The sequence below is a fragment of the Mesorhizobium sp. B2-1-8 genome (assembly GCF_006442545.2).
In the GTDB taxonomy this organism is placed as follows: domain Bacteria; phylum Pseudomonadota; class Alphaproteobacteria; order Rhizobiales; family Rhizobiaceae; genus Mesorhizobium.
On the sequence record NZ_CP083952.1, the window covers coordinates 4,106,165 to 4,123,015 of the forward strand.

Below are 16,851 nucleotides of genomic sequence, written 5' to 3' on the forward strand. Positions count from 1 at the left end.
CCGTATCCTTATGTGACGAAGGCTAATCTTTACCCTTGAGTTTTCGCTGAAATTCTTGAAGCTCTTTCAAGTTGGGTGCTGCTTTCGCACGAGAGCCGGCCGCGCATACGATGCTTGCGGGAACACAGAACATGTCCGGTAATCCGGATGGGAGGCACTGTGAGTGCAAATCATGATGGGGCGAACCTGCTCGAGGTTCGCGGACTGACCAAGATATTCGGCACGCTGACAGCGTGCGACCATATCGACCTCAACATCGCCAAAGGTGAAATCCACGCTTTGCTCGGCGAGAACGGCGCCGGCAAATCGACGCTGGTCAAGATGCTGTTCGGCTCGCTGGAGCCCAATTCGGGCGAGATTTTCTGGAACGGTCAAGCGGTGCGGATCACCAGCCCGGGCGTTGCCAAGAAGCTCGGCATCGGCATGGTGTTCCAACATTTTTCGCTGTTCGAGGCGCTGACGGCAGCCGAGAACATCGCGCTGTCGCTCGATGACGGCTCGCCGATCAGCAGCATCGCGGCCAAGGCCAGGGCGCTTTCCTACAGTTACGGCCTGCCGCTCGACCCGGAATCGCTGGTCGGCGACCTTTCGGTCGGCGAACGCCAGCGCATCGAGATCATCCGCTGTCTGCTGCAGACGCCACAACTAATCATCCTGGACGAGCCGACATCGGTGCTGACGCCGCAGGAAGCCGACAAGCTGTTCGAGACGCTGGAGCGGTTGCGTTCGGAAGGCAAATCGATCCTCTACATTTCGCACCGACTCGAAGAGGTCAAACGCATCTGCGATCGCGCCACGGTGCTGCGGCACGGCAAGGTGGTCGGTCACTGCAACCCGCGCGAGCAGACAGCCTCATCGCTCGCGCGCATGATGGTCGGCAGCGAGGTGCAGGCCGTGGTGCGGGCGCCGGTCGAGGGGATCGAAACCGCGCAGCCGCTGCTCGAAATCCGCGGCCTCAACCGCAAGCCGGCAACGCCGTTTTCCATTCCGCTCAAGAACGTCAGCCTCAATGTCCGCGCCGGCGAGGTGATCGGCATTGCCGGTGTCGCCGGCAATGGCCAGGGTGAGTTCTTCGAGTCCGTCTCCGGCGAGGTTTTGCAGCACGATGCCGCCTCGGTGCGCATCCGCGGCAAGGACGCCGGCGGCCTCACCATTACCGGGCGGCGCCTGCTGGGGGCTGCCTTCGTGCCGGAAGAGCGTCTCGGCCATGGTGCCGCGCCGCGCATGAAACTCTCGGAAAACCTCTTGCTGTCGCGCCATGCCACGGACGGCAAGGCTTTTGTCGGCACCGGTGGCATGGTCAAGAGTGGCGCCGTCTACGCCGCCTCACAACGCATCATCGAGGCAATGGATGTTCGCAAAAGCGCGCCGGATCCTGAAGCGGCGGCACTTTCGGGCGGCAATCTGCAGAAATTCATCGTCGGCCGCGAACTCGACCGCCGGCCAAGCGTGATGGTGGTGAACCAACCGACATGGGGCGTCGACGCCGGAGCCGCCGCGCACATCCGCCAGGCCTTGATCGAGCTCTCTCGCAGCGGATCGGCCGTATTGGTGATCAGCCAGGATCTGGACGAGCTGTTCGAGATATCGGACGCGATCGCCGTCATGCACAATGGCGAACTCTCGAAGCCGATGCCGATCGCCGAAGCGACTTTCGAGAAGGTCGGCTTGCTGATGGGCGGCGCCGAACCCGGCCACGCCGAACACACGCTGGAGACGGCATGATGCGCCTCGAACTCGTCAAACGCCCGCAGCGCTCGGCGCTGTTTTCGATGCTGTCGCCGTTCATCGCCTTCGCGCTGACCATCATCGCCGGAGCCATTATGTTCGCGCTGCTCGGCGTCAACCCACTCAACGCATTCAAGATCTATTTCATCGAGCCGATCAGCCAGGTCTGGCAGTTGCATGAGCTGGCAATCAAGGCCGCACCGCTGATCCTGATCGCTGTCGGCCTGTCTGTCTGCTACAAGGCCAACATCTGGAACATCGGCGCCGAGGGCCAGTTCATCTTCGGTGCCATCTTCGGCTCCATCATTCCGGTGCTGTTTCCGCAATTCGAAGGCCCGCTGGTGCTGCCGCTGATGCTTCTGCTCGGCATGGTCGGCGGTGCGGCCTACGCGGCGATCCCCGCCTTGCTGAAGACCCGGTTCTCCACCAACGAAATCCTGACCAGCCTGATGCTGGTCTACGTCGCGCAGCTGTTCCTCGACTGGCTGGTGCGCGGTCCCTGGCGCGATCCGCAGGGACACGGCTTTCCGCAGACGATCCAGTTCGGCGACTCGGCCGTGCTGCCAGAGCTGATGCCGGATGCCGGGCGCGCCAATTGGGGCTTCGTCTTCGCCCTGGTTGCGGCGGTGCTGATCTGGATCCTGATGGGCCGCATGCTCAAGGGTTTCGAGGTCCGCGTGCTGGGTTCCAGCCCGAGGGCAGGGCGGTTCGCCGGCTTCGGCCTCAACCGCATGGTGTTCTTCGCCTTCCTGCTGTCTGGAGCACTCGCCGGCCTTGCCGGTATCTCGGAGGTTTCCGGCGCGATCGGGCAACTGCAGCCCGTGATTTCGCCCGGCTATGGCTTCACCGCCATCATCGTGGCCTTCCTCGGCCGCCTCAATCCGCTCGGCATCGTCGCCGCGGGCCTGGTGCTGGCGCTGACCTATCTCGGCGGCGAGGCGGTGCAAAGCGCGCTCGGCATTTCCGACAAGGTGGCGAGAGTGTTCCAGGGGATGCTGCTGTTCTTCGTGCTCGGCTGCGACACGCTCATTCATTACCGCATCCGCTTGATCGGCCTGGCGCTGACGAAACAGGAAGCCCCCGCCAAGCTCGAGGCCGCACCAAAGTTGAAGGAAGCCCGCTGATGGACATCACGGTCAACATCCTCCTGACCATCGCAACTGCGGCGACGCCGCTCTTGATCGCGGCGATCGGCGAACTGGTGGTCGAACGCTCCGGCGTGCTCAATCTTGGTGTCGAAGGCATGATGGTCATGGGCGCCGTCGGCGGCTTCGGAGCCGGTTACCTGACCGGATCGCCCTGGATCGGCCTCCTGGCGGCAATCGTCGTGGGAGCGCTTTTCTCCCTGCTGTTTGCCGTCATGACGCTGTCGCTGGCCACCAACCAGGTGGCGACCGGCCTGTCACTGACGCTGCTCGGCCTCGGCCTCTCCGGCATGATGGGAACGCGTTTCGTCGGCCAGCCCGGCGTCAGGTTGCCCAATCTCGACATTCCCGGCCTCAGCTCGATTCCGGTCGTGGGTAGGCTGCTGTTTGGCCAGGACCCTGTATTCTACATTTCGATCGCGCTGACGGCTGCGGTAATGTGGTTCCTGTTCAAGACGCGTACCGGGCTGACGCTGCGTTCGATCGGCGACAGCCACACATCGGCGCATGCGCTCGGCATCAAGGTCATCCGCTACCGCTACCTCGCGGTCATCTTCGGCGGCGCCTGCGCCGGTCTTGCCGGCGGGCATCTGTCGCTCGTCTATACGCCGCAATGGGTCGAGAACATGTCCGCTGGCCGCGGCTGGATCGCGCTGGCACTGGTGGTGTTCGCATCCTGGCGGCCGTGGCGGGTGCTGGCCGGCGCCTACATCTTCGGCGCGGTGTGGATCGGCCAGCTTCATGCACAGGCTTTTGGCATTCCGGTGCCCTCGCAGATGCTTTCTTCTCTGCCCTATCTGGCAACCGTCGTGGTTCTCGTTCTAATCTCGCGCAACAAGCGTCTGACGATGATGAACACGCCGGCCTCCCTGGGGCAGCCATTCGTTCCGGATCGTTGACAACAACAAAAAGACGGGAAGCTCCAAGGCTTAACACAGAGAGGTAACACAATGAAAAAACTGCTTATTGCCCTGATGACAACGACAGCGGCCTTGTCGCTGGCGGCGTCCGCGGAGGCTGCCGACAAGTTGAAAGCCTGCTGGGTCTACACCGGCCCGATCGGCGATTTCGGCTATTCCTACCAGCACGACCAGGGCCGCCTCGAGGTCGAGAAAGCGCTCAGCGACAAGGTCGAAACCGCCTATCTGGAGAACGTCTCCGAAGGCCCCGACGCCGACCGTGCTTTCGAGCGTCTGGCGCGCGAAGGCTGCAAGATCATCTTCGGCACCTCGTTCGGTTTCATGGACGCCGAAGTGAAGGTCGCCAAGAAGTTTCCCAAGGTGATGTTCGAGCACGCCACCGGATACAAGACCGGGGACAATCTCGGCATCTACAATGCGCGCTTCTATGAAGGCCGCTACGTGCTCGGCCAGATCGCGGCCAAGGAATCGAAGTCCGGCGTCGCCGGCTACATCGTCTCCTTCCCGATCCCGGAAGTGGTGATGGGCATCAACTCCTTCATGCTCGGCGCACAGTCGATCAATCCGAACTTCAAGGCCAAGATCGTCTGGGTGAACTCGTGGTTCGATCCGGGCAAGGAAGCCGACGCCGCCAAGGCGCTGTTCGACCAGGGCGCCGACATCATCGTCCAGCACACCGACTCGACCGCTCCCCTGCAGGTGGCCGAAGAGCGCAAGCTGCACGGCTTCGGCCAGTCATCCGACATGATCAAGTTCGCGCCGCACGCGCAGTTGACCTCGCTGACCGACGAGTGGGGTCCGTACTACATCAGCCGCGTGCAGGCAGCTATCGACGGCACCTGGAAGCCGGACAATGTCTGGCTCGGCATCAAGGACGGCGCGGTCAAGCTCGCGCCCTTCACCAACATGCCTGACGACGTGAAGGCGATGGCCGAAGCGACCGAAAAGAAGATCGCCGGCGGCTGGAACCCCTTCACCGGGCCGATCGCCAAGCAGGACGGCTCGGCATGGCTGAAGGACGGCGAGGTCGCCGACGACGGCACGCTGCTCGGCATGAATTTCTACGTCAAGGGCGTCGACGACAAGCTGCCGCAGTAAGCGGCAGAGCACATTTCGATATGGAGAGGGCGCCGAGAGGCGCCCTTTTCATTTGGATGGAGAACCTGACGGGAGGGCTCAGACAGCCGCGCCGTAGAGGTCGTAAGCGTCCGCACGCTCGATCTTGACGGTGACGATGTCGCCGGCGCGCATCGGGCGGCGCGACTGGATGTGGACCGAACCGTCGATCTCGGGCGCGTCGTATTTGGTACGGCCCTTTGCCGACATGCCATGCGCTTCGTCGATCAGCACCGGCAGGCGCTTGCCGACCTTCCTGGCAAGCTGCGTCGCAGAAATCTTCTGCTGGCGCTGCATGAAGCGATGCCATCGCGCTTCCTTGATCTCCTGCGGCACCTGCTCCAGCCCAAGCTCGTTGGAGCGGGCGCCTCTGACCGGTTCGTATTTGAAGCAGCCAGCGCGATCGATTTTCGCTTCATCCAGCCAATCGAGCAGCATCTCGAAATCGTCGTCCGTTTCGCCGGGGAAGCCGACGATGAAGGTCGAGCGGATGGCGAGATCCGGGCACACGTCGCGCCAGCCGCGAATGCGCTCGAGCGTTTTTTCGCCGTGGGCGGGCCGGCGCATGTTCTTCAGCACCTGCGGCGAGGCATGCTGGAAGGGGATGTCCAGATAGGGAAGGATTTTTCCCTCGGCCATCAGCGGGATGACGTCGGCGACATGCGGGTAGGGATAGACATAATGCATGCGCACCCAGATGCCGAGCTTGCCCAGTTCCTCCGAGAGGTCGAGGAATTTCGCGCGCACTTCGCGGTCGCCGAACATGGACGTCTGGTACTTGATGTCGATGCCGTAGGCGCTGGTGTCCTGCGAGATGACGAGGAGTTCCTTGACGCCGGCCTTGGCCAGTTTTTCGGCTTCGCGCAGCACATCGGCAGCCGGCCGCGAGACGAGATCGCCACGAAGTGCCGGGATGATGCAGAAGGTGCAACGGTTGTTGCAGCCTTCCGAAATCTTCAAATAGGCATAGTGGCGCGGCGTCAGCTTAACGCCCTGCGGCGGCAGGAGGTCGATGTAGGGATCGTGCGAGGGAGGGGCAGCCTCATGGACGGCTGCCATCACGCTCTCATAGGCCTGCGGCCCGGTGATCGCCAGCACGTTGGGGTGCTTCTCGCGGATCACGTCCGGCTCGGCGCCCAGACAGCCGGTGACGATGACCCTGCCGTTTTCCGAAAGCGCGGAGCCGATGGCGTTGAGCGACTCGTCGCGGGCGGAATCAAGGAAACCACAGGTGTTGACGACAACCAGATCGGCGCCGTCATGCTTGCGGGCGATCTCGTAGCCCTCGGCCCGCAAACGCGTGATGATGCGTTCGGAATCGACAAGGGCTTTGGGACATCCGAGACTGACGAAGCTGACGCGCGGGGCGGACATGGGCGATTTTCCAATGGACACGAACCGGAAACACCGATCCGGCCCGCAGTCTCGACATATAACGGTTTGCTTGGCTCCCGGCAGGAGCTCAATTCGGGCGGCGCAATAGCACGGCTTCCTCAATCAGGCAAACGGAGCACTAGGCCCAGGCCTGTGCGTCAGTGCCCGCCTGACCCGAACCATGGTGACAGGAAGGCGAAATGATCGGGGAATTGCTGCACGGCCCCATCAAGCAGCATCTTGACCGCGACATAGAGGATGATGACCAGGCCGACATAGGCAATCCAGCGGTATTTGTGCAGCAGGCGCGCGACGAACGACGCCGCAAAGCCCATCAACGCGATCGACAGCGCCAGTCCGACAATCAGCACCGTCGGATGGTTCATGGCCGCGCCCGCCACGGCAAGGACATTGTCGAGCGACATCGAGACGTCGGCAATGACGATCTGCCAGGCGGCCTGTGAGAAGGTCTTGCGTGGCCCCTTGCCGGCAATGACCCCATCCTTGTCAAAATCGCCGTTCGACAGCGCTTCGGTGGCGTCGCGCTCGTCATCGTGGCTGACACGTAATTCGCGCCACATCTTCCAGCAAACCCACAGCAAAAGCAGGCCACCACCGATAAGCAGCATGGGACCAATGGTCAGCAGCCATTGCGTGATCAGGGCGAAGAAAATTCGAAGAACGGTGGCAGCCGCGATGCCGACAAGAATGGCTCGCTTGCGTTGGCTGACCGGCAGGCCGGCCGCGGCGAGGCCGATGACGATGGCATTGTCGCCCGCAAGCGCAAGGTCGATGGCGATGACCTGAAGGAGAGCCGAAAAGCCCGCGGCGGTAAATATTTCCATCGACCTGGAAGCCCTTCGTCGAGTGTTCGTCGGCGATCGTCCGAACGGGCCTAAAGGCATGGTCCGCTGGCGTCAAGTCGCAGCGCTGGACAACGCTGGAAAACCATTTTCGTGGCCTTGGATCTACAGAAGATTCTCAGCAACCGCCGGCGGCAAGCCAGTGCCGGCGCAAGCCTGCGAGAAACTAATCGTAGAGATTGTACTTCGCCCAATCAGCTTCCGGAATCTCATCTCCGATCCGATAGCGGAGCTGGAGAACGTCCATATGGTCCGGTCCCGTCTGGCATTTGAATTTCAGCCGGTACCACTGTCCCTTGCTGCGGAACGCCGCACCGGGGCTCCGGATGGCGTCGGCGCTCATCTCCGGCGTCGCGAAGGCGTATGCGACGACGCGGTCGGCCTTGAACTTGCGATCGTCGTGGGTGATCCGGTCCAGGATTTCGGCATCGCAACGCTGCTCGAGGCGGGTCTGCGGATCGAGTTTCATCAGCCCGGCGCGCAAAGCGTTGTCCATCGCACTGGCCGGAAAAGCCAGCGTCAGGGACGCAATTGCCATCATGCAGAGTGTCTTCATGGGCGGGACAAGCAGCATGTTTTGTCTGAAAAATCAACCAACAGGCCTCTCAGGTTTCCGTGTTCAGGCGGGTCGGCGCATTCAAAACCCCGTGTCGTGTTTCATCGTCGGACGAATGCGGCCATCGGATCAGCGAGGCGTGCGTATCGCCGTCCCCAAGACTTGGCCGGCGCCAACCTGTTGTCGGAGAAACGCCTTTATGTCCGGGTCGAGATTCCGCCAATCGCAATCGCACAATGCAGCTTCCATCGCATAAAGCGCTAGGATCGTCACATGCCGGCCAAATCGAAACTTCAGGCGATGATAGGTTTCGACCGAGCCGAGATTGCGCAAATCGTCGTCGGAGACAATGTCGATTTCCGCCAACATCCGCGCCGTCACCGGGCCAAGGTTTCGCATGTCCTGGACGCGCACCATCATCATGCTCCCCTCGTTCGATCGGCAAATCCGGCTCAAACTGAGCGACGGCATGGAGCACGTTCGCGATCATCCTGGCGAACTGTGCGAGGCCTGCGGCCAACGGATCAGCGAGGCACGGCCGGCGTCGGTGAGATCGTAGACGCCGCGGTCGACGCGCGCGAACCAGCCATAGACATTGTGCAGCAGGATCTTTGGCGCAAGCGGCGTCAGCGCCTTCAGGTCGCGTGGGCGCTTGGGCCCGTCCGCCAACGCCGCGGCGCAGGCGAGGGCGCTTTGGCGGTAAGCGGTCATGATCGGATTGCGCGATCCGCCGCCCGCGACAGGATCGCCGCGACGGCGCCGATGTTCATCGACCAGACGCGAGCGGCGACGCGGATTCTTGCGCGGCGTAACGGTGACGGGGCTCAGGAGCACCTCGACGCGGTCGTTCGCCGTCACACCAATCAGGCCGAAGCCGAGCCGGCGGCAAAGGTTGCGGAATCTGGCATCGCTTTCACGTCCCTTGCCCCGCGCCGACATGCGCGCGGCCAGCCACACTTCATCGCAAGCAGCCGCGCGGTCGACGCCTTGCAGAACCAGTTCGAGATTGAACTGCAGCTTCAGCTCGCAGATGACGACGATCGGCGGCTCCCCCTCGCGCAGCGCGACGATGTCGCAGCCGCCGATTTCCCCTTTCACGACGAAGTCGAGGTTTTCGAGGAAACGCTTCACCGGCGCATAGAGTGAGGTCTCGTTCATACCGCAAGGCTTAGCCGATTCGACGTGAAAAGCCTCGCAGGCGAGATGGCGTCCCGCGTGCCTGACCCAGAGCTGGGATTCCGGAAGCGGTGCGACAGGGCTCAAGGACGAATTTTTTTGAGGAAAGCCAATAGCACGCGGTTGAACCGGTCGGGACGCTGCAAGGGCGCGAAATGACTGACGTCGGGCAGCATGACCAATTCCGATCCCAGTATGCTGCGGGCCAGATAGATCGCATGCTCGTCCTTGATAAACTCGTCATGCTCGCTTTGGACGACCGCCACGGGCACGCCGATCTGTCCCAGTTCGGTGACGCCATAATTGGGTTCGCTCTTCATCATCAGGCCGACGGCGTTGACAAACGCGTCGAATTGATCCGACGTGGCCGACAGCTCGGCATAGTCCTTTTTGTGCCGGCTGAAACACCGCTCGATGACCGGACTGGCCTCGAATTCCTTCGTGCCGCTGGGATCCATATTGCAGCCGAAGAAGAACACGCCCGCGATGCGATCGGCGGCCTTCATGCCAAGGATCAGGGCAACGCAGGCGCCATCGCTCCAACCCACTGCGACAGCCTTGTTCAAGTGCAGGCGATCCATCACCGCCAGGACATCCGAGGCCATCAGCTCGTATTTGTACGGCCGTTCGTCGCGCGTGCTGCGTCCATGGCCACGGCTGTCGATGGTGACGACCTGATAGCCGTGCTCGACCAATGTCGGGACCTGAAATCCCCAATTGCCGCTATGGCCAAGGCCGCCATGCAACAGGATCACGGGAAACCCCGTCCCAAACGTCGCGTACCAGATTTTTGCACCCTCGTGCTCAACCTGGCCTTCGTCCGCCGCGGCCGGCAAAGGAGCGGCGCCATGCGCTTCGAATTTCGTGAGATCGTCGTCGCGATAATCCATGCCGAAAACAGCCTCGTGGCAAATTGCGCAGGACCTACATTTATCGCCGGCATCCGCCGAGACCAACCCGCGAGGGAATTTCTGCTGCCATCAGGCGACACGACAGGGGAGATTGTATTGCCTAACGGCCGATATTGACCGCACCTGTTGGCGCCCGATCCCCGCTGTTTCGCGCCGGCTGATTTTCGTCGAGCGCGCCGCCATTCGGCTCTGCCCGATTCGATCGTTTCCTGCGGCGCCGCAGCGGATAGCCGATCTGTCCGAAGTAGCTGGAGGGGACGGGATCATCGACGCCGTATTTCTCAGGCACTTTGTTGCCAGTCGCATTGTACGTGCCGAACACCACGTCGAGGAAGGGCAACTGTCCGGCGAAGTTCTTGTCGTAGGCTTCGCGCTGGTTGGCATGGTGCCAGCGATGGAACTGCGGGCCGGCGACGAGCCACTTCAAGGGACCGAACGGAATCCGCAAGTTCGAATGAACAAGCAGCGTGTGCCAGAAGTAGATGACGGAAAAGACGGCGATGGAGGCCTCGGAGAATCCGAGAAAGAAGATCGGTGTCAGCGAAATTGCCTTCGTGACTATGGCGTCGACGGGATGAGAGTGGAATGCACCCAGCCAATCCAGTTCCTCAATGCCGTGATGGACTGCATGGAACTTCCAAAGCGCGGGGATTTCGTGAAACGCACGGTGTGCCCAGTAGACGCCTATATCGGTAATCAGGATGATTTCGGCGACCTGCAGCCAGAGGGGCTGGCCGCCGACCGCCTGCGTTACCGATTGCGGGACCAGCATTGCAGCGGCTTCGAGCGTGTTGGCCGCTATCAGGATTATTACCGCCTTTACGACGAGGCCGTTGAACAGCACATAGATCAGGTCGACACCCAGGCCCTTGCGCAGGATTTTTTGCGGTCGCTCGGCGAACAGATGCTCGAACGGAATGAAGATCAGCGCGCAGATCAACAGCCCCTTGATGCCAAAGATATCCATTCGACCGCTTATCGCCTTGCCTTTGGCCAGCGCCACCCGCGCTTCAGCTTCCGAACAGAACCACATTTCTCCTTTCCAAAGGCTTGATGCCGCCCGCCTGTGTCGTGCTCCCGGCTTGCCCATGCACTCGCCGGTGTCACATCCATGTCGCAGCCTGGCGCTACTTGGTCGGCGCGCGCTTGTCGAACGCAGCGCAACGCGCGGCCTCCCAGGACTAACCCCTCCGGTCCCTGCCGGCGGGGTTTTTCATTTCCAGAACCATATTGCCGGTCGCGAGTTGTCCTTGCTATTGTGCCAATGCGGTCAGCACAGGGACGCCCATCATGGACGCAAGTGAAATGAGTGCGATCGGCGACACCCTCATGAGGATCGTCACGCCCGACATGTCTCCCAAGCAGCTTGTCAAAGCCGCCCGGAAAGCGCACCCCAAGGCCTCGAAGAAGGATATTGCCAGAGCAGCCTTCTTCTCGATCATCGCAAACGCCGATCAGGACATCGGCAAGGCCAGGAACCTGCAGGCATTTGCCATCGCGGAGCGCACACAGCAGCCGGACTGAGCAAGTCAGCGCCTTGGCGTTATGTGAGCTCGCGATCGCTGCGCAATCATGCTTCATCGCCGCGGATAGGCCGCCCGGCAGACCGACATCACGATATCGCGCAGCCAACGATGGGCCGGGTCGGCGTCCATGCGAGGATGCCACATCGCCGATATTTTGAACTCCGGAACAGGAAGCGGGAGCTCGAAGCTCTCGAGACCCGTCGCGACGGCGTGGTCGCTCGCGCCAGCGTTGCCGAAACACGAGCGCGGCACGGTCGCTACCAGATCCGACTGGCGCACGATCCGCATTGCATCGGGGTAGCCGGGCACGACAACCACGACGGTGCGTCCAAGGTCAAGCTTCACCAACGCTCCATCGATCGGCTCGACGACATTTCCTTCCCGGGATGCCACCACATGCTTACAGGCGGCATAGCGTTCGGGGCTGACACCAGCGCCCGTCAGAAGCGGATGTCCGGCCCGGGCCACGCCGACATATTTGTCGTGGAACAGGAACTGGGTGCGTATCTCGGGCGCGGACGTTCCAAGCAAACCGATCTCCAGATCGATGAGACCTTCCCGAAGCGGACGCGCGTCCTTGTCGGGCTTGGGTGCGAAGCGCAGTCGGACACGGGGCGCCGCACGGGTAACCGCAATCACGACCGGGCCGGAAAGGAACTCCAGGAATGCTTCGCTGGCGCGAATGGTGAACGTCAATTCGAGTGTGGCCAGGTCCACACGCATGTTTTGCGGCCGCAGAACCGATCGCACATCCCGGGTAAGTTCATGGACGCGGTCGCGCAATTCCGTGGCGTGCGGTGTGGGCACGAGCCCGCGTCCGGCCCGGACGAGCAGCGGGTCGCCGGTGGCTGCACGAAGTCGTGTGAGCGTTCGGCTCATCGCCGAGGTGCTCAAGCCGAGCCGGCGGGCCGCCCCTGTCACGCTGCCTTCGGCAAGCAAGATGTCCAGCGCCACGAGAAGGTTCAGGTCCACATTGTCCATGGCACAGCCTTATCCCAGCTGTTTTGGCGGATATAGCGTCGGATGCAACCATAGTTTGAATTTGGCGCGTCTGGCGCATGGTCTCCGGTTGCCCATATCTGCGGTCATCCCAGCGTCTTGAACACCCAGTCGAATACTGTCCTCATCGTCGGCGCATCGCGCGGCCTCGGCCACGCAATGGCGGCCGAGTTCCTCAGGAAAGGCTGGAACGTCGTCGGCACGATCCGGAAAGGCAGCGGCCAGACCAAGTTGCACGACCTCACAGACGAGTTCGAAGGCCGGCTCGAAATCGAGACGGTCGACATCTGCGAGCCCGATCAGGTCGCGGCCTTGCGCGACCGGCTGTCGGGCAGGGTGTTCGACATAGTGTTCGTCAATGCCGGCGTGACAAATAACCCGGCTGAAACGATCGCCGATGTGGCGACCGACGAGTTCGTGCGGGTAATGGTCACAAATGCACTCGGCCCGATGCGGGTCCTCGAGAGCCTGGAGCCATTTGTCCCGGCGACCGGCCTGATCGGCGTGATGTCATCCGGGCAGGGTAGCATCTCCAACAATGAGACGGGTCAACGTGAGGTTTACCGCGGCAGCAAGGCAGCGCTGAACATGTTCATGCGAAGCTTCGCGGCCCGCCATGCCGCAACACCGCGTGCCATGGTGCTGATGGCGCCCGGCTGGGTCCGTACGAAGTTGGGAGGGCCGGATGGGCGGCTGAGCATCGAGGAGAGTGTGCCGAGCCTCGTGAACGTCTTGCTTGCCAAGCGAGGAACCCCAGGGTTGACCTATGTCGACTATCTCGGCCGCACCGTCCCCTGGTGATATAGGCCCGCCAGTCCCGGTACGTCGCAAATATCCCCGGCACCGCACCAGGGTTCCGGAGAAAGAGGGCGAAAGGATCGAGCGCCGGCGCTCAATCCTCAAGCTCGGTCCTGTGTGGAAAGTGCAGGCGTCTGAAAGCCTACATGTTGCTGGCGGCGTGATGCTGCGGCGGAGCCGGTCTGTTCTTGGCGGGCCGGGGTTTGATGTGAACCGGCCGATCGGCGAGTGTTTTCACCATCGGCAGCGTCACGCGCTGCTTGGCAGCCATGCGCTCACGTTTCACCATCTTGGCGACAAAGCTCCGCACCTCAAACATAAAGGGCTCCTCCCAGATGCCCTCCCGCGAGTTCATCGTACGCCTGCCGGAGGCCGAGCGCATCTAGATTCGACAAGGTCAACCCGGCTCCCTGCCTTTCGCTGCTGCATGGAGCCGGGCTGGAAGGCGATCCGCCGTCACTGCTGTTGTCATCCTGCTGGATGACAATGGTTGCGGTATAGAAGGTACGGCTCTCTTACAGCGAGAAGCTTGCCATTTTTGAACCGGGGCGCCGGCGGTGGATGGCGGCAAGACGGCGGATATTCGTTCTAATTTCAACAACTGCAGTAACGGTTGATTCAACCATTGCTGGTATTTATTCCAGAGTGTAGCGGCGGCTCCGACAATGCGGGCGGGTGCTGGTTGCCGAAGCCGCCTGCGCAGTCCGGTTGGGATCTGACCGCGCTGTCTCAGAATAGGACAGCGCGGTCAACGATCCGTTAATCGTGACGATTTCGCCGGTTGGGCGGATGCCGTATCTGTCACTTTCCACAATTTTTGCGTTTCGTCGGCAGGCAAAGTTTGCCTAAATACCTGATTCATTGACTTTGTGGCGGAGGGAGTGGGATTCGAACCCACGGTGAACTTGCGCCCACGCCGGTTTTCAAGACCGGTGCCTTAAACCGCTCGGCCATCCCTCCAGTGACTGCCGGCCACTGCTCTAGTGTGCCCGGCGAAGGCCTGTCAACCGGCTTGGCTGAAACGGGCCTTTGCCGGAGCCCTGGGATCCGGCAAGCGGCGTCACAATCTTGCCCGGTTCCGGCCACAATCGGTTAATACCGTGATAAACAATTCCTGCGCACAAAGGATCGGGGTCCGGGACGTCGTTGGCATTGTCGAGTGAGTGCTTGGCTCTTCTGATGGTCGGATACGACGTCTTTGGTTGAGACTTTAGGGGACAATCAAGAATGCAGGCTGTGACGCACCCGCGTCTTCGTCGCGTTGCCACGGTTGCGTTGCTTGCAGCGTCCGCTGCATTGCTTGCCGCTTGCGCGTCGCAGCCCGAGCCGAAGGGGATGGTCTACAAGAAGACCCGCTCCAAGGAATATTTCGCCGAGACCGAATATGGCGTGAAGGCGAGTCCGCGCGCTGCCTTCATGCGGCGCGGCGGCGGCCGCGACCAGCTTGGCAAGCCCTATCAGGTGCGCGGCAAGTGGTATTATCCCAAGGAAGACAAGAGGTACGCCAAGGTGGGTCTGGCCTCGTGGTATGGTGACGCCTTCCATGGCCGGCTGACCGCCAACGGCGAAGTCTACGACATGGCGCATCTGACGGCGGCGCATCCGACCATGCCGCTGCCCAGCTATGCCCGCGTCACCAACCTCGAAACCGGCAGTTCGGTGATCGTGCGCGTCAATGACCGCGGCCCATACCATGAGGGCCGCATCATCGACGTCTCGGAGCGAGCCGCGCAGATGCTGGACTACGACAAGGTCGGCACCGCAAAGGTGAAGGTCGAATATGTCGGCCGCGCCCCGCTCGACGGCAATGACGACCAGTATCTGATGGCCTCTTATCATCCAGGCAACCGCATACCGGATCCCTCGGATGGCTTGCCGACCGGCGTCATGGTGGCCATGAACGGGCCTTCGCCCAGCCTTCCGGTCGGCGCGGCCGCCGTGCCGTTTCCGGGTCAGCTGACCGATGCCGCGACCCCGGTCGAGGGGCAGATGTCCGCGCAGCCGGTCTTCGGCGATCTGGCGCTGCCCGATTTCGGACCGATCGTGCCGGAACGGCCGGAGATCGGCTTGCCGCCGCAATCGCCGTTCGCCATGGCCTCGCTGTCCTATGCCGATGAACGCGTCCATCGCGCGGATGTCTTTGCCGCTCTGGACGAAAGCGGCATGGCGCCCGCCGACATCCTGCGGTCGTGGAAGAAGACCGGCAACCAAGCGGCGCCGTCCAGCTCCGACTATGTCGCCGCGGGCACGTTCGACGATGCCACCGAAGCCAAACGTGTGGCCTCGGCGCTGAAGCCCTTCGGCAGAATAGAAATCCAGCGCTCCGATCTCGACGGCAATGACTGGTATGCGGTCAACCTCTATCCGGACGGCCATGGCGGCCTGGACGAGTTGTTGAAGGCGGCATGGTCGCACGGCGCGCCGGATGCGCTGGTCGTGCGCGACTGATCCAGGAGCCGGCTTTCCGCCGGCAGTTGATCCCTCGCCGAAAAAGCTCGATAGTTTCGGCACGCCGGAGGGGCCGGCCAATGGGTCGCGTTTCATGCAGTTTCGCTTGCTACAGCCTTTCGCCGGGTTTTTTCTCCTCGGCCTCCTGCTTACGCTTTCGCCGGCCCAAGCGCAGCTATTCGAAACCAAGGCCGCACAGGCCTTCATGATCGATGCCGACACCGGCACGGTGCTGTTTTCGAAGGATGCCGACAAACCCATTCCACCGGCCTCACTGGCCAAGCTGATGACGATGGAAGTGGTTTTCAACGCCCTCAAGTCCGGCCGCCTCAAACTCGACGATACGTTCGTGGTCAGCGAAAACGCCTGGCGCACAGGCGGCGCGCCGTCGGGGACCTCGACGATGTTCGCCAAGCTCAAATCGGCGATCCGGATCGAGGACCTGATCCAGGGGGTGACCGTACAGGCCGCGAATGACGGCTGCATTGTCATAGCCGAAGGCATGGCCGGATCCGAGGACAATTTTGCCAGGGAGATGACCGAACGCGCGCGCCAGATCGGCCTCAAGACATCGACTTTCGTCAATTCGACCGGCCTGCCGGCCGATGGCCAGCAGACAAATGTGCGCGAGTTGGCGCAGCTCGCCCTGCATCTGTGGCGCGAATACCCGGATTACTATCGCTACTATAGCCTGAAGGATTTCACCTGGAACAAGATCTCGCAGAGGAACCGCAACCCGTTGCTGGCGATGGACATCGGCGCCGACGGCCTGGCTGTCGGCGCAAGCGAGACATCTGGCTTCGGCATCGTCGCTTCGGTCAGCCACGACGGCACGCGGGTGATCGCGGCGATGAGTGGGCTGGCCAATGACAAGGAGCGCGCAGAAGAGGCGCGCAAACTGCTCGACTGGGGCGTTCGTTCGTTCGAGAAGACCGAGATTTTCGCCAAGGACGAGGTGGTCGGCGAGGCCCAGGTCTTTGGCGGTGCGAAATCCGGCGTGACGCTGAAGGCAAAAGGTCCGATCGACATCTTCCTGCCGATCACCAACCGCGACAAGCTGACGGCCAGGATCGTCTATACCGGCCCGGTCGCCGCACCGGTGGAGGAGGGGCAGCCGGTGGGCGCACTGCGCGTCTGGATCGGCGACACGCTGAGCCAGGAGACACCCTTGTTCGCAGCCGAGTCGATCGGCGTCGGCACGCTGCCGCAACGCGCGCTCGATGCCGTCAAGGAATTGGCGATCGGCTGGCTGCGATAGCACCGACGGCATGGACGTTTCCCCGAACGCGGA

The 16,851-nt window shown here is 62.0% G+C and carries 17 protein-coding genes and 1 tRNA gene; 8 read left to right on the forward strand and 10 right to left on the reverse strand.

The window, feature by feature from the left end:
• Positions 1–147: 147 nt before the first annotated feature.
• Genes FJ970_RS20045 through FJ970_RS20060 form a run of 4 tightly spaced genes read left to right on the forward strand, consistent with a single transcriptional unit; the run spans position 148 to position 4,891 of the window.
• The gene (locus FJ970_RS20045; RefSeq protein WP_181178560.1) at positions 148–1,725 is read left to right on the forward strand and encodes an ABC transporter ATP-binding protein; all 1,578 of its coding nucleotides are present in this window, start codon (positions 148–150) and stop codon (positions 1,723–1,725) included.
• Positions 1,722–2,852 (forward strand): ABC transporter permease, encoded by a 1,131-nt coding sequence (locus tag FJ970_RS20050; RefSeq protein WP_140758679.1) that lies wholly within the window; start codon positions 1,722–1,724, stop codon positions 2,850–2,852. Before FJ970_RS20045 ends, FJ970_RS20050 begins: the two co-directional genes overlap by 4 nt.
• Positions 2,852–3,772, forward strand: a complete 921-nt coding sequence (locus FJ970_RS20055; protein WP_140758678.1) for an ABC transporter permease — start codon at positions 2,852–2,854, stop codon at positions 3,770–3,772. Before FJ970_RS20050 ends, FJ970_RS20055 begins: the two co-directional genes overlap by 1 nt.
• A gap of 51 nt (positions 3,773–3,823) precedes the next feature.
• Positions 3,824–4,891, forward strand: a complete 1,068-nt coding sequence (locus FJ970_RS20060; RefSeq protein WP_140758677.1) for a BMP family ABC transporter substrate-binding protein — start codon at positions 3,824–3,826, stop codon at positions 4,889–4,891.
• Between the two features lie 78 nt (positions 4,892–4,969).
• Here FJ970_RS20060 and rimO read toward each other — a convergent pair whose 3' ends face one another.
• The 7 genes from rimO to FJ970_RS20095 form a co-directional block, all read right to left on the reverse strand.
• Positions 4,970–6,283 carry a 30S ribosomal protein S12 methylthiotransferase RimO gene (gene rimO, locus FJ970_RS20065; RefSeq protein WP_140758676.1) on the reverse strand — a complete coding sequence of 438 codons (1,314 nt, stop codon included), beginning with the start codon at positions 6,281–6,283 and terminating at the stop codon, positions 4,970–4,972.
• A gap of 158 nt (positions 6,284–6,441) precedes the next feature.
• On the reverse strand, positions 6,442–7,128 hold the full coding sequence (locus FJ970_RS20070; protein ID WP_140758675.1) for a TerC family protein: 687 nt from the start codon (positions 7,126–7,128) through the stop codon (positions 6,442–6,444).
• A 184-nt stretch (positions 7,129–7,312) separates the two neighbouring features.
• Positions 7,313–7,720 (reverse strand): DUF930 domain-containing protein, encoded by a 408-nt coding sequence (locus FJ970_RS20075; protein WP_181178558.1) that lies wholly within the window; start codon positions 7,718–7,720, stop codon positions 7,313–7,315.
• Between the two features lie 111 nt (positions 7,721–7,831).
• Positions 7,832–8,068 (reverse strand): TfoX/Sxy family protein, encoded by a 237-nt coding sequence (locus FJ970_RS20080; RefSeq protein ID WP_265336190.1) that lies wholly within the window; start codon positions 8,066–8,068, stop codon positions 7,832–7,834.
• A gap of 120 nt (positions 8,069–8,188) precedes the next feature.
• Entirely contained in the window at positions 8,189–8,860 is a 672-nt protein-coding gene (locus FJ970_RS20085; protein ID WP_140758672.1) for a DUF2161 domain-containing phosphodiesterase, read from the reverse strand.
• 101 nt (positions 8,861–8,961) lie between these two features.
• On the reverse strand, positions 8,962–9,768 hold the full coding sequence (locus tag FJ970_RS20090; RefSeq protein WP_140758671.1) for an alpha/beta fold hydrolase: 807 nt from the start codon (positions 9,766–9,768) through the stop codon (positions 8,962–8,964).
• Positions 9,769–9,889: 121 nt separating this feature from the next.
• Positions 9,890–10,822 carry a sterol desaturase family protein gene (locus tag FJ970_RS20095; protein WP_181178556.1) on the reverse strand — a complete coding sequence of 311 codons (933 nt, stop codon included), beginning with the start codon at positions 10,820–10,822 and terminating at the stop codon, positions 9,890–9,892.
• Positions 10,823–11,079: 257 nt separating this feature from the next.
• On the opposite strand from FJ970_RS20095, the gene FJ970_RS20100 reads away from it, so the two are divergent.
• Entirely contained in the window at positions 11,080–11,313 is a 234-nt protein-coding gene (locus tag FJ970_RS20100) for a hypothetical protein (protein WP_140758670.1), read from the forward strand.
• 53 nt (positions 11,314–11,366) lie between these two features.
• Here FJ970_RS20100 and FJ970_RS20105 read toward each other — a convergent pair whose 3' ends face one another.
• The gene (locus tag FJ970_RS20105) at positions 11,367–12,296 is read right to left on the reverse strand and encodes a LysR family transcriptional regulator (RefSeq protein ID WP_140758669.1); all 930 of its coding nucleotides are present in this window, start codon (positions 12,294–12,296) and stop codon (positions 11,367–11,369) included.
• Between the two features lie 117 nt (positions 12,297–12,413).
• Here FJ970_RS20105 and FJ970_RS20110 point away from each other — a divergent pair, with 117 nt between their 5' ends.
• On the forward strand, positions 12,414–13,115 hold the full coding sequence (locus FJ970_RS20110) for an SDR family NAD(P)-dependent oxidoreductase (protein WP_210243047.1): 702 nt from the start codon (positions 12,414–12,416) through the stop codon (positions 13,113–13,115).
• 139 nt (positions 13,116–13,254) lie between these two features.
• Here FJ970_RS20110 and FJ970_RS20115 read toward each other — a convergent pair whose 3' ends face one another.
• Positions 13,255–13,467, reverse strand: coding sequence for a hypothetical protein (locus tag FJ970_RS20115; RefSeq protein ID WP_140758668.1), 213 nt, complete (start codon positions 13,465–13,467; stop codon positions 13,255–13,257).
• Positions 13,468–13,982: 515 nt separating this feature from the next.
• Positions 13,983–14,072: transfer RNA gene (locus FJ970_RS20120), tRNA-Ser, on the reverse strand.
• A gap of 267 nt (positions 14,073–14,339) precedes the next feature.
• On the opposite strand from FJ970_RS20120, the gene FJ970_RS20125 reads away from it, so the two are divergent.
• Together FJ970_RS20125 and FJ970_RS20130 are read left to right on the forward strand one after the other, a co-directional pair.
• The gene (locus FJ970_RS20125) at positions 14,340–15,560 is read left to right on the forward strand and encodes a septal ring lytic transglycosylase RlpA family protein (protein WP_140758667.1); all 1,221 of its coding nucleotides are present in this window, start codon (positions 14,340–14,342) and stop codon (positions 15,558–15,560) included.
• 94 nt (positions 15,561–15,654) lie between these two features.
• Positions 15,655–16,818, forward strand: coding sequence for a D-alanyl-D-alanine carboxypeptidase family protein (locus FJ970_RS20130; protein WP_140758666.1), 1,164 nt, complete (start codon positions 15,655–15,657; stop codon positions 16,816–16,818).
• Positions 16,819–16,851 lie beyond the last annotated feature (33 nt).